Raw genomic sequence first — 13,071 nt, 5'->3', positions numbered from 1 at the left:
CGTGCGCCTTCACTCTTCATCGAGCAAAGCCCTGAATACTCAGCCACCCATCCAACAATCTTGATTCATCGAATTTCTCCTTCATTCCTCTGGAATAAAATGTAATCTGCGGCGCGCATGAGCAACAGTCACCCGCGATCATCCCGACAGCTCCTTCCCGGAGCGGTTCCGCTGCGGGTCGCTGTTATCATGCTCCTTATCCTCCTGAGCGTTCTCGCCTTGTGGACCCACCACAACACGCGGAACGGACCGACAAGCGATGGCAGAACCGAGATCGTGTTCTGGGGCAACCCGATGCTCACCGACCAAATCACACCGGTGCTCAAAGCCTTCGAAAAAAAGCACCCCGAATACAAGGTCATTTACAGCGTGCCCGTCACCAAAGACCTGACAGGTGATGCCCAGCGACTACTCTGTGCCATCGCCGGAGGAGTCCCCCCTGATGTCGTCTATTTCGATCGCTTCGCCATCGGTGAATGGGCATCCAAAGGTGCTTTCGAAAACCTCAGCCCGTGGATCGAACAACAAAAAGGTGATGATCCACTGCGCATCGAACTCGACGATTTCTACGCATTCTCCCTCTCAGAAGCCAGCTACGCTCGCCCCGGAAGCGAGGAAAGCGAACAACTCTACGGCCTGCCCACCAGCGTCGATTTCCGCATGCTCTATCTCAACTGCGACCTCCTACGCCAGCAAGGTTACCAGGACGACAACGGCCAAATCGTCCCGCCACGCAACTGGACAGAACTACGCAATTACGCCAAAACACTGAGCCGCTACCAGAATCCACAAAACCCCGGGGAAGGCCTGCGCCGGATCGGCTTCGCTCCCAATATCGGCAACTCATGGCTCTACCTCTACGCATGGCAAGCCGGCGGTGAATTTCTCGACCCCACACGCACCCGCGTCACCATGGACAGCCCGGAAGTCACCCGGGCACTCAAGTTCATGACCGATGTCTACGACGACCTCGGAGGATTCAAACAAGTCGAAGCCTACCGGTCGAGTTTTCAATACCAGGGCGCAATGGACCCCTTCCTCACCGGACAGGTGGCGATGAAAATCGATGGCAACTGGTCACTCGATTTGATCGCAGCCCACCAGAGCGATATGGACTTTATGCTGGTTGCCCCGCCGATGCCCCAAGACCAGCTGGACATGGGTAAACAGCCACTGACCTGGTCCGGAGGCTATGCCTACGTCATGCCCACCTCATCACGGCAAAAAGAAGGAGCCTTCAAACTCATCCAATTTCTCAATAGTGATAAAAGCCTGCGTTTCATGGAGCAGGAGTTCAAAGACATCCAGGAAAGCGCTGGCAAACTGTACCTGCCGCGTGGCTCTGCTAAGCGCCGCTTGTTTGAGCAAATCATCCAAGAGGAAGTCTACGACAACCCGGACATGCCCCGGACGTTCAAACAAGCCTATCGGGCAATCGAAACCATTGCTCCTAACACCTACATCCGCCCCGTCACCCCGGTCGGACAATTACTCTGGAACAAACACATCGAAGGCTACGAACACGCAGTGCAACACAACCCTGAGCGGGTTGCCCAACCAGCCAGAGCACAACTCGAAAGAGAGTTCCCCAAGCTCACAGGTGAAGAACAAAAAAACAAACTTGGCGAACTCGAAGCCCGCATCGCCATGCAGGATGTTCAGCAAGAAGTCCAAACCCGACTTGACGCCGTGCTCCAACCACCCCGTGGTGAGAAAGTTGATTGGACACCCTACCTGATCGCTTACGGCCTCATCTGCCTGATTCCCTTTCTGGCCATCTATCTGAGGTTCCGACAACAAAAGCAACACAACAGCTACCGGCCGGGTGAAGTTGGCTGGGCGATGTTTTTTGCCAGCCCCTGGTTCATTGCCATGATTCTCTTCATCGCCGGCCCCATCCTCTTCTCGATCATCATCAGCTTCACCCACTACGATGTCATCGGGGAGGCTCACTACGCCGGACTCGAAAACTACCGCAGTCTGCCTGACGACCCCCTGTTCTCCAAAAGCCTAGGCAACACACTCTACATGCTGCTGCGCGTGCCGCTGTCCATGGCATTGGGCTTGGGCATCGCCATGCTGCTGAAAAACAGCTTCCGTGGCGTCGGTAGTTTCCGTACGATCTTTTACCTACCCGCCATCATGCCCGTGGTCGCCAGTTCCTTCCTCTGGCTCTGGTTCCTCAACCCGCAAAACGGAATCGTCAACCAAAGCCTCGACTGGTGTTTTGACACCCGGCCGTTCTCTTGGATCGAACAACATCTTATCGGCTCGGAAGTCGTGGCTCCCCATTGGTTCCAAGAAACCAGTTGGGCCAAACCCGCCATGATCATCATGCACCTCTGGACAGCCGGTGGAGCCATGATCATCTGGCTCGCAGGCCTACAGGCAATTCCGAACCATCTCTATGAGGCAGCACGCATCGACGGCGCCGGGCCATGGAAACAGTTCAGGCACATCACCCTGCCCATGCTCACACCCTACATTCTATTCAACCTGATCATGGGCACCATCGGCACCCTTCAAATTTTCAGTGAAGCCTTTATCATGACCCAAGGGGGGCCTGAAAATGCCACACTGTTCTACGCCTACTATCTATTCAAACAATCCTTCCAGTACTTCCGTATGGGCTACGCAAGCGCCATGGCCTGGGTGCTTTTTGTGATCGTCCTGCTTCTCACCCTGCTCAAGCTCTGGTCCTCCAAAAAGTGGGTTCACTACCAAAGCCAATAACCTTCTCTCAGCATCTCCAATGCCAAAGCTCCGACATCCCGCATGGTCACGCCTCGCCCAAAAAGCCTGGCTATGGGCCCTGCTACTCGGAGGGGCCGCCATCTTTTTGTTCCCCTTTCTCTGGATGATCGTCTCCAGCGTTAAAACCGGAGAAGAAGTCAACCAACAAACATTCTGGCCTGAGCTTCCTGAATTTCGCAATCAAAGCCCGTATGTCATCGAGTCGCCACTCCCCCCACGACCTAACGGATGCGATGAACTCCGCTGGCAAATCATCCAACCCGAACTCACCACTCACTGTTCCGAGCTCATCGCCGCTGACCCGGCCCGCCCTCGCTTGCTCAAATCCAGTGAAGAAAAAGAAAACTTCATCCAACAGGCAAGCCAATACCTGCTCCAACGTGGGTTGAAAAAGATGCCTGAACACTTGTGGCAACACTCCTCCGATAGCGAAATCCAGCAAGCATTTATCACCGCTCTGGCCGCTGGCAACGGACAGGATGCTGAGTTACAAAAAGCCTACGCCAACACCTACGCCAGACTGATCATCCACGGCCTCAAAGTCCGGGCCGAAGGTGCCGGCGTCATCTATCAATCCTCCTTTAAAAAACAACCGACCACGGACGAGCTCCCCACGGGACTCAGCCTTGATGAAAGCACATCAGGGAATCTGGCTTACGACAGTGATGGCCAACTCGTCTTGCAAAGCCATTTTTCCTCCAGCAGTGATTCTTCCATTGTCCTTCACTATCAATTCACCATTCCGAAAAAAGCCGGTGACATCCACCGCATTATCATCCCCATGACCTACGATGCCTCATGGCATCAACTACACGCCCAACTCAAAATCAACGGAACCAGCTACCAGGGGACCCGGAGCACCTGGCTGGCAGAAAGCAAGGCATCCTCCCTCACCTTGCAGCTTGGCAAACCCGACAGCGAGGATTGGGGGAAACGCCCGTGGATCCCAATGCAAGCAATCGGCGATCCCCAAGAAGGGTCAGGAGCTTTGAACCACATCACCCTGACCCTCACCCTCGACCCCAGCTCAACCACCGTTGCCCGGGCTGGAAAAATCCAAAGAAATTACCAACGCGTATTTCTTTCGATGCCCTTCTGGAAATACATCATCAACAGCATCCTGATCACGACGCTCTCGATTCTCGGTGCCGTGCTGAGTTCCAGCTTCGTCGCCTACGCCTTCGCCCGACTCCGCTGGCCCGGGCGCTCGATCGCCTTTGTCATTCTCCTCTCCACCATGATGCTGCCCCCCCAGGTCACCATGATTCCCCAGTTCCTGATCTGGCGTGAAATCGGATGGTACAACACCCTCAACCCGATCTGGGTGCCCACTTGGTTCGGTATTGCCTTTTTCATCTTCCTTATGGTGCAACAAATGAAATCCATCCCTCGCGACCTCGAGGAAGCGGCCGAAATCGATGGGATGAATCCACTCCAAACCTGGTACTACGTGATCGTTCCTTTGGTCAAACCCGCCATGGCCGCCATCGCCATCATGTCCTTCATGGCATCCTGGAATGAGTTTATGGCACCTCTGGTTTACCTCCGGGACATGGGTCGTTTCCCCCTCTCCGTCGGCATCTACGCCATGGCTGCAGACGAAACCATGACCCATGACATGCCGCTCATCCTAGCCGGCAACCTCTTGATGACCCTACCGGTCATCATCATCTTTTTCTTCTGCCAACGCTACTTCATCCAAGGGGTGAGCAGCGCCGGAGTCAAAGGTTAGAACTATCCTAAACCGATTTTTCACAGAGTCATCTAGATGGCCCTGCGATTTTGCCGCCGATTTTGACCTTTTCACAAGGCCTCGGATCAGGCACGCTGATGGTAATGCTCAGTATTCTCATCATCATTACCTGCTTGGCGCTCACCGGCTATCTCGCTTTCTCCAAACGCCTGAGCCAATCATCCGACTGGAAAGCCATGGTCACACCCCTGGCATCCATCATGGGTAGTGGTTTTTTGGTCAGTGCCCCCCTTCTGGGTGGTTTGGTCGGCAGCATGGCCTTACCGTGCATGGCCTTGCTACTGCTCCTTGCCTACGGGGTTGGCAGTGCCATCCGCTTCAATATCGAATACTTCGAGCCCATCGAAAACGAACGTGGCCTGGCACAATCAATGGCATTTCTTTCACGAATTGTTCTCGCTGCAGCCTACTTTATCTCGGTCACCTATTACCTTCAGCTGCTCGCAGCCTTTATCCTGCATGCGACTGGTGTCGATCACCCCATTGCGGCCCCCATCATCACCACCAGCTTGCTGTGTTTGATTGGAGGCATTGGCATGTGGAAAGGGTTGGACATGCTTGAGGGACTGGAAAAATACGCCATTTCGATCAATCTTGGAATGATTGGCTCCCTGATCCTCGGGCTGATCATCTACAACGTCAACCTTCTGTTAGGAGGCGATTGGAAATTGCCGAATGTCTCATCAGAGGTCAATTTCGATGATCTGCGTGTCTTGCTAGGGCTCTTGATTGTGGTTCAGGGCTTTGAAACCTCACGTTACCTCGGAGCCAACCACCCGTCGAAACAGCGCATTCAAACCATGCGCAGAGCCCAGATTCTATCAGGCATCATCTATCTCAGTTTCATCGCCCTGACCACCGTCCTCTTCCATGATGGTATCGGGGCTGATGTCACCGCAATCATCACCATGACGGCCCCGGTCGCCATCGTATTGCCGGTCCTGCTTTCCATCGCCGCCATTGGCAGCCAGTTCAGCGCTGCCGTTGCCGACAACGAAGGAGCCGGAGGACTGATTCAGGATATTTCGCACGGCAAAACCACCGCCAAACACGCCTACCTCCTGATCCTGATTTGCACCGTCATTCTGACTTGGGAAACCAATGTCAATGAGATCATTGCCTACGCATCCAGGTCCTTTGCCTTGTTTTACATGCTGCAATGCATGACAGCTCTCATCACAGCCCACAACACCCACAAGCTGGATCACCGAAACACAAAACTCGCACTTTTCGCCATCCTTACCTTGCTCTGTTTCTTCGTTTTCGCCCTCGGTATTCCATCCGAATAAAAAACAGATCAGCAGGATCACCGAATCGATTCCTAACCGCCATCAAAACAATTGGACCTGAGCCAAGGCCAGCACATCCTGATAGGGAAGCCGGCTCAAGGATCCCCACTCACGCCTTTGATACAGTCGATAGCGCATCATCGCCGGACTGTAGATACCACACAAAAACCGGGCCAGACGCTCCGGGCTCGCCAAAGCAGGTTTCCGCTCATGCATCAGCGACTGAATCATCGCCAATTCCTCATCGCTGATCTCATCAGGTGCGGCACAGGGTAGTTCTCCCGCCACGTCACCCTGACAAACCGAACACCGTCCGCAGGGTTGAGGCATAATCTCTCCAAAATAATCCAACAAAGCCATGGGAATACACCTATCCCCCGTAGCAATCGATACCACTTCCTCCACCCGATCCAGCCCGTTTTGAATATGTTGTTCAAACACATCAAACAGATCATCCACCAGCTGGTTCACATCCTCCGGCTGTTTCCTCACCTTGAAGTGATCAAGGCTGTGACTAAAGTTCATTCGCACATCACCCGATGCATTTAACTCAGCCAGCCTCTTCATCCATTGTTTCTGCCCTGCTGCAGTGCCACCACTGAGTTCCATCAACGACACCCGCTTACCAGCCTCTAGCAGCGGCTTGAGTTTGACCTGCTGAGCCTTGGAAAACCCATCCAACACCTTCGCAAGCGAAACCAATGGATAGGCCCGACACCACAACCACGACCCCGTATCCGCCGCAATCCAACCTCCAAGTTCCAGGCGAGCTAACAAAACATCCAGCATCTCCCGTGAGAGATCATTCAAGGTCGTTGCATCATAACGCGAAAACACCGCGACCTTCCCCTGCGAAAACAACGAACGAAGCACATTGGCAACCGCCTGCTTGCTTGGCCGGCGAGCTAACAAAAAACCTTCCAGTAGAGAGCGGTCCTGTCCACTCATCATCACCTCACAACGACTCGGCAAGCCGTCCCTCCCAGCCCGACCACTTTCCTGCATCCAGCCTTCCGGCGAGCTCGGCGGTTGGTAGTGAATCACTGATCGTATATTGGGCATATCCACCCCCATCCCGAAAGCAATCGTTGCACACATCACCGGAATCTCCCCACGCATAAACCCCTCAAGCACCTCCGTCCGCGCCTCCGCACTCATACCTGCATGATAGGCCCGGGCATGGATTCCGTGACCTCGAAGCATCGTCGACAACGATTCCACCGTTTCCCGACGAATTGCATACACCACAGCTGGAAAATACTTACCGCCCCCAAGCAACCCTAGCAACTTTTCTGCCTTTTCTTCGTCAGCAAGCGCCGTAACGCCAAAATGCAGGTTCCTGCGGAAGAAGCTCGTCTGCACCTGATCCCGCTTTAAAATCCGGAATGTCTTGCAAATTTCCCGGGCTACCTCCGGGCTGGCGGTTGCCGTCAACGCCAGAACAACCTGAGGCTTTAACCTCCTCACCAACTTGACCAAAGTCAGGTATGCCGGACGAAACCGGTGCCCCCACTCAGACACGCAGTGTGCTTCATCAATCGCCACAAGTTCCACCTGCGCCTGCTTCAAGGCGTTCCACAACAACACCGCGCCCATCGCCTCAGGGGAGACATAAAGAATCTTCACCCCCCCGCCAACGATTTCGTCCGCCAATTGTTCTTGATCCGTCTCATCCAACGAAGGGTCCCAACGAGCCGCAGCAATCCCCATGGATTGCAAGGTATTGACTTGATCACACATCAGGGCGATCAAAGGTGAGACCACCAGCGTCAAGCCATCAAAGACCATCGCCGGCAGCTGGTAACAGAGCGACTTCCCACCCCCGGTAGGCAACACCGCCAGAGTGTTGGTCCGGGCCAGCACCTTTTCAATCACCTGCTGCTGGCCTGGCCTCAGGGCGTCATGCCCAAAATAGCGCTTCAGCAAGCTTATGGTTTCATCCTTACTCACACCGGTTTTTCGGCTACCATCTCGCAGGCAAGTTGAATCGCATGGATCATGGAACTGGCACTGGCGGATCCACTGCCGGCAATGTCGTAGGCCGTGCCGTGGTCAGGGCTGGTTCGAGGCATGGGCAGCCCAAGCGTCACATTCACCCCGGTATCGAAATCAAGTAATTTCAATGGAATCAGCCCCTGATCATGGTACATGCATAAAACAGCATCATAATGCCCGTCTACCGCTGGCCTGAAGATCGTATCCGGTGGATGCGGACCGCTAAACTCACATTCAGCATACTCCTGCTGGAGTTGGCAAACGGCTGGCGCTACCATTTCCTCATCCTCATTTCCAAAGGCTCCATTTTCTCCGGCGTGTGGGTTCAACCCACACACAGCAATCCTCGGACGGGCAATCCCGCGTTGATGACAAAAATCCGCCAACAGTTTCCCCACCCGGACAATCTCCTCTTGGCGAAGAAGCCCGGGAACCTCGGCCAAAGCCACATGAATGGTCACCAAAGCTACCGTCAACTGCCGCCCGGTTAAACACATGGCATGGTTGCCACATCCGAGACGCTCGGCAAAAAATTCCGTCTGGCCTGGAAAATGAAACCCCAACTCGTGCAACCCGTCCTTGGCCACCGGAGCTGTCACCACGGCATCAATCTCACCGGATTGCAATAACACCACCGACTCCTCAAGTGCCTCAAGGGCTGCACGGGCCGATTCCAGCGTCGGCTTTCCCGGTTTCACATCCACCCGCTGACCGATCACCGTGAAATCCACGCCCTCGGGCAGCATACCCGACGCCAGGGCTTTTTCCACAATTTCAGGGCCCACCCCGGCCTGCTCTCCCAAGGTAATTCCAATTCTCCTTCTCTCTTTCGCTCTCGTCGTCGACATCTCCCCGAAAGCATCCGCTGGGCGCAGCCGAAAATCAACGAGAATAAAACAGGGGTTGCAAGATTCCCAGAGCAACGCATATTTAAAACAATCATCAACTCCATGCCTTGGGAATCATCAAAATCACCTAACTCCAACACCCGCAAAGACTACGCCGGCATCCTGCCAAAAAAAGGATGGCCCCGGCGCAATTACCACTTTCTCAGGCACCGCCTGCTTCCCCAGGCATTCCAAAAACGCAACGGCTCGCGTAAGGCCCCAATCCTACACCCGCCGGAAGCCGGAAAAATCCGGGTCACCTGGATCGGTCACGCATCCTTCCTCGTCCAGTTTCCAGACCATTCCGTGATCATCGACCCAAACTGGGCGGAATGGCACGGCATCGTCAAACGCCAACGCGAGCCAGGGCTCGAACTCGAGCTCATGCCTCTGGTGGATCTCGTCATGGTCACCCATGCCCATTTCGATCACCTCCATAAAAGAAGCCTCAAGGTCCTGGAAGCCCATGAAGGCATCGTTGTCCCCCGTGGCAGCGGCTCACTCGTCCACCGCCTTGGATTCCACCAAGTCCACGAAATGGCGGTCTGGGACACCCTTCAGTTTGATAACCTCACCGTGACCCACACCCCCAGCCACCACTGGGGCGCCCGCTACTTACACGATACCCACCGGGACTACGGCGGCTACATGGTGCACTCAGGCGATTGCAAAGTCTTCCACTGCGGCGACAGTTCCTACTTCGAAGGCTTCAAGGAAATTGGAAAACATCACACGCCCGACGTCGCCCTCATGCCCATCGGAGCCTACGATGCACCCAGCGGACGCGATGTCCACATGAACCCGGAAGAAGCCGTGCGCGCATTCATCGAAATGGAAGCCGGCATCCTCATCCCCATGCACTACAAAACCTTCCCACTCGGAAACGAACCCTTCCTCGAACCCGTCGAACGACTCATCGCCGAAGCCGAGCGACTCGGCGTCGCCGACCGACTCCTCATCCTCGAAGAAGGCGTCGGAGTCGAAGTCGAATGCCTCGCTGAAACCAAACGCTAGCCCAAACCTTCAATGGGCCGTAGTACCTGTATGTGTCACTAGCATAGCAGAAGCGAAACTGTGGGGCTGTGAATCACGGATCTCATTCGGGGAGATTCTTCGATTGTGATTCACAACGGAAAGGGAGGAAAGGAACGAGTTGTGCCGCTGGAAGGTCTGGCCCAATATTGGCTGAAGCGCTATCTTGCTGAGGTGCCCCCTTGTTTCTACTCCCGGATGCCCCAGTGATGCAATATTCCTCATCTCATATGGCGAGGGTTTCTCAGCTGAAGCTTGGGGGCACGCAGTACATAGCTATCTTACTCAATCGGATGTGGCCGCAAGGGGTGAATCGCACCTTCTGCGCCATGCTTGTGCGACACATATGCTGGAACATGGCGCTGATTTGCGAACGATTCAGACACTACTCGGACACTACTCGGACACTACTCGGACACTACTCGGACACTACTCGGACACTACTCGGACACTCACGAGTGGATACCACGGAAATCTATACCCATGTTTCCACAGGGAGGCTGTCCGATGTCCACCACAGCACGCATCCCCGGGGGTGATGAAATAGCTGGCAGGCACCTGTCAAAGGGGCATTCTGATATTTACCGCTCCTGAATGAGGTCTCAGTCCTTCGCAAGATCCGGCTGCTTGGGAGCATCCCAAGGGTAAAATAGTCAACATTCATGAGGATCCTGGCATCAGGCCGCCTGGAAGACCGCCTCATCGGCATCTGTCTAGCGGAGAAAATAGACTCGCATAAAAACGACAATGAGTTACCTTCGGGACATGAATACGGCATTCGAACTTATGGAGGATGTGCTGAAGCTGCCCCGCCAGGACCGCTCATATCTTGCTGCCAAGATCATAGAGAGCCTTGATCAGAATGAAGACCTCAGCCCGGAGTGGATGGAGGAACTTGACAGGCGAGTTGAAAGCTGGAAATCGGGAAAAAGCCCTTCCGTCAGCAGTGAAGACTTGCACAAGGAAATGAGAGATCGCCTCGCCATCTAATGCGTATTGAATACACAGCCCAAGCCCGCCTTGATTTACTGGAGGGGCTCAGCTACTACGAGGAGCATCAGCCAGGACTGGCTGCGGACTTCTACAGAGAATTTGCACACGCAGAACTGGAGATATTGGAAGCTCCTGAATTTTGGCACCCGATTGCAGGAGGTTATCGCCGCAACACTTGAAGCGTTCCCCTTATAGTCTTGTCTATCGTATCGAGGGTGAAAGCCTCTTGCTTGTCGTTGCCGTAGCTCATAGTAGTAGACAGCCCAATTACTGGGAGAAGAAGTAGCCGTAATTTTCTTCTTTAGCCGCTACCATATAGCTGATAAATGCTTTAGTAATCCGTGGGTTTTGCAGCTACATACCCGTCTTCCGTCAACCTCCCGGGCGGAGAAAGTCCAGCCAGACGGGCCGGACTCTACTACTGCGTAGTAGTGGAGTCCGGTTCGAGGAGGGTCTCCCCGGAGACTACCTAAGGCTGGATATGTCGCTAAGTAACCCATTGATGAAGCTGATGGTTTCTAGCAAACTACAGAACCTCTATAAAGGCTAAAAGCCACGTGACATCTTGTTCCCACCCCTTCCGTAGTATGTACCACTCATGACAATTCTACGGAGCCACCATGTAGCGTACCGACCTTCCCTTGCCCTCGGTCATGAGAAGGCGTTTTTCGACCAGGGAAGAGAGGGTTCTCTTCAGGGTGTTTCTGTTGGAGCCCGTCAAGGCAACCATTTCGCGGTTACTCAGGCTACTGTGCTGCTCAAAGAGTGTCAGCACCTCAAGCGCCAGGGGAGACAGGCCACTCGCCTGAATGACCCGGTGGTCCTCCACCTTCCGGGCCAGCACCTCGCATTGCCTTGCCAGTGTCCGCAGAAAGAAAACGAGCCAAGGGTTCCAGTCCGGTGTGGTATTGAACGAGGTTTGCGTTGCCCGCAACGCCCTGTAGTAGCCGTCCTTGTTCGCCTCGATGATCCTCTCAATCGAGGCAAAGGGCACATACTCGTATCCCGACTGAAGCAGGAAAAGCGTGGTGAGTGCCCGTGACAGCCTGCCGTTTCCATCCTGGAAGGGGTGGATGGCCAGAAAGCGGACGATGAACACGCCGATCCGCAGCAGGGCATGCATCTCGCTGGACTGCCGGGAATCCCGCTCCCATTCGAGGAGGGCCTTCATGTGGGCAGGTGTGTCGAAGGGGCTGGAGGTCTCGAAGACAATACCGATTTGTTTACCTTGTTCATCGAACGCAGCCACGTGGTTATCCAGTGTTTTGTAGGCTCCCCGATGACGTTCGTCCTTGGTGGAGTGGTGTAACAAGGTCGAATGTAGTTGCAGCAGGTGATTCTCGTCCACATTGAGGAACTCCCAGGAGTCAAAGATCAGGTCCATGAGCCTGGCATAGCCGGCGACTTCCTGTTCATCCCGGGAAGAGAACTTCTCGATCTCTATGTTGGCAAGCAGGGTTTCCACCTGGGCATCGGACATTCTGGAGCCTTCGATCCTTGTTGATGAGCCCACGCTTTCAATGGTGGCCGTCCTTCTGAGTTGCGTCAGCCGGTCACGGTCAATGGCACCCAAGGCTTGCCAGCGCCCCTTGAACTCGTCAATCGAGGCGATGAGCTGGAGAATTTCTGCTGTAATGTTGACTGAGACTTCCATGGTGAACCATTTATTGACCCGATAATACCCAATTAAAGTGTGAGGTCAAGTCCGGGAAGGTTGTCACCCGTGCATACTGGGGAGCTAAGTGGCAGACTCTGAATGTATGCGATGAACACCTGGGTTTTCCTGCGTGACACAAGAGCCGGGAAGAGTCTAGATTAGGCTACTTTCGAATGCTGAGATGATCTCCTATTGTCCTCCTGCAACTGCCCCCCTGATAAACAGAGGGATGCCCCGGATAATGGGTTCAACTACTACGCATACAGATACTACGATCCGGTTACAGGGAGGTGGAAATCGAGAGATCCAATTGAAGAGCAAGGCGGAATTAATGTGTATGGAATGATTGATAACGATAGCATCAATTACTACGACGTGAAAGGGCTTGAAAGGCGTCCTAGATTTATTCCTCTTCCTCAGCCTCCTGGAGGTGGTAACGCAAACGTAAGGCCAGCTCCTCCCCAAAAAGTTCCCGGACCACCTAATCCTCCTTTCAATCCTAACGCAGGTATGATGTGGATTGCTTTAGAAGAGGCCATGATTGAGGTTGAGATTAATAAATGCTGTATGGAGATGCTTCCAGATGGAGTTGCTCCCTTGCTGAGATATTTATTAGGCCCTTTACCGATTATAGAAGTCGCAGAAGGAAGCTCCACTGGTGGTGGAATGAACGGTGCGCGTGCAGCTGAGCAAAAAGCGGAGACTAAAGCG

At 54.1% G+C, this 13,071-nt stretch carries 12 protein-coding genes; 9 read left to right on the top strand and 3 right to left on the bottom strand.

Annotated elements, in window-relative coordinates; genetic code table 11:
- The first annotated feature begins 189 nt into the window (after window positions 1-189).
- The 3 genes from HW115_RS13320 to HW115_RS13310 all read left to right on the top strand — a co-directional run bounded on the left by HW115_RS13320 (window position 190) and on the right by HW115_RS13310 (window position 5,796).
- Window positions 190-2,733 (top strand): extracellular solute-binding protein, encoded by a 2,544-nt coding sequence (locus HW115_RS13320; RefSeq protein WP_178933398.1) that lies wholly within the window; start codon window positions 190-192, stop codon window positions 2,731-2,733.
- A 19-nt stretch (window positions 2,734-2,752) separates the two neighbouring features.
- Window positions 2,753-4,486 carry an ABC transporter permease subunit gene (locus HW115_RS13315; protein ID WP_178933397.1) on the top strand — a complete coding sequence of 578 codons (1,734 nt, stop codon included), beginning with the start codon at window positions 2,753-2,755 and terminating at the stop codon, window positions 4,484-4,486.
- Window positions 4,487-4,548: 62 nt separating this feature from the next.
- A complete protein-coding gene (locus HW115_RS13310) occupies window positions 4,549-5,796 on the top strand; it encodes an Aq_097 family APC-type transporter (RefSeq protein WP_227021519.1) in 1,248 nt (415 codons plus the stop codon).
- A gap of 42 nt (window positions 5,797-5,838) precedes the next feature.
- Here HW115_RS13310 and HW115_RS13305 read toward each other — a convergent pair whose 3' ends face one another.
- Window positions 5,839-7,746 carry a RecQ family ATP-dependent DNA helicase gene (locus tag HW115_RS13305; RefSeq protein WP_178933396.1) on the bottom strand — a complete coding sequence of 636 codons (1,908 nt, stop codon included), beginning with the start codon at window positions 7,744-7,746 and terminating at the stop codon, window positions 5,839-5,841.
- Window positions 7,743-8,639, bottom strand: coding sequence for a 4-hydroxythreonine-4-phosphate dehydrogenase PdxA (gene pdxA, locus HW115_RS13300; protein WP_178933395.1), 897 nt, complete (start codon window positions 8,637-8,639; stop codon window positions 7,743-7,745). Before pdxA ends, HW115_RS13305 begins: the two co-directional genes overlap by 4 nt.
- A 102-nt stretch (window positions 8,640-8,741) precedes the next feature.
- On the opposite strand from pdxA, the gene HW115_RS13295 reads away from it, so the two are divergent.
- The 5 genes from HW115_RS13295 to HW115_RS20185 all read left to right on the top strand — a co-directional run bounded on the left by HW115_RS13295 (window position 8,742) and on the right by HW115_RS20185 (window position 10,989).
- Window positions 8,742-9,692 carry an MBL fold metallo-hydrolase gene (locus HW115_RS13295; RefSeq protein WP_178933394.1) on the top strand — a complete coding sequence of 317 codons (951 nt, stop codon included), beginning with the start codon at window positions 8,742-8,744 and terminating at the stop codon, window positions 9,690-9,692.
- 184 nt (window positions 9,693-9,876) lie between these two features.
- A complete protein-coding gene (locus HW115_RS20190) occupies window positions 9,877-10,257 on the top strand; it encodes a tyrosine-type recombinase/integrase (protein ID WP_178933393.1) in 381 nt (126 codons plus the stop codon).
- Between the two features lie 218 nt (window positions 10,258-10,475).
- The gene (locus tag HW115_RS13285) at window positions 10,476-10,700 is read left to right on the top strand and encodes an addiction module protein (RefSeq protein WP_178933392.1); all 225 of its coding nucleotides are present in this window, start codon (window positions 10,476-10,478) and stop codon (window positions 10,698-10,700) included.
- A complete protein-coding gene (locus HW115_RS13280) occupies window positions 10,700-10,882 on the top strand; it encodes a hypothetical protein (RefSeq protein WP_178933391.1) in 183 nt (60 codons plus the stop codon). Before HW115_RS13285 ends, HW115_RS13280 begins: the two co-directional genes overlap by 1 nt.
- Window positions 10,843-10,989 carry a type II toxin-antitoxin system RelE/ParE family toxin gene (locus HW115_RS20185; protein ID WP_227021518.1) on the top strand — a complete coding sequence of 49 codons (147 nt, stop codon included), beginning with the start codon at window positions 10,843-10,845 and terminating at the stop codon, window positions 10,987-10,989. Before HW115_RS13280 ends, HW115_RS20185 begins: the two co-directional genes overlap by 40 nt.
- 321 nt (window positions 10,990-11,310) lie before the next feature.
- Here HW115_RS20185 and HW115_RS13270 read toward each other — a convergent pair whose 3' ends face one another.
- Window positions 11,311-12,357 carry a Fic family protein gene (locus HW115_RS13270; RefSeq protein WP_178933390.1) on the bottom strand — a complete coding sequence of 349 codons (1,047 nt, stop codon included), beginning with the start codon at window positions 12,355-12,357 and terminating at the stop codon, window positions 11,311-11,313.
- Between the two features lie 195 nt (window positions 12,358-12,552).
- On the opposite strand from HW115_RS13270, the gene HW115_RS13265 reads away from it, so the two are divergent.
- The coding region (locus tag HW115_RS13265; protein WP_178933389.1) for an RHS repeat-associated core domain-containing protein at window positions 12,553-13,071 on the top strand (519 nt) is incomplete at its 3' end.

The sequence above is a fragment of the Oceaniferula marina genome (assembly GCF_013391475.1).
Classification (GTDB): domain Bacteria; phylum Verrucomicrobiota; class Verrucomicrobiia; order Verrucomicrobiales; family Akkermansiaceae; genus Oceaniferula; species Oceaniferula marina.
The sequence above is the reverse complement of the archived record's forward strand: the minus strand, read 5'-3'. Positions and strand labels throughout refer to the sequence as shown.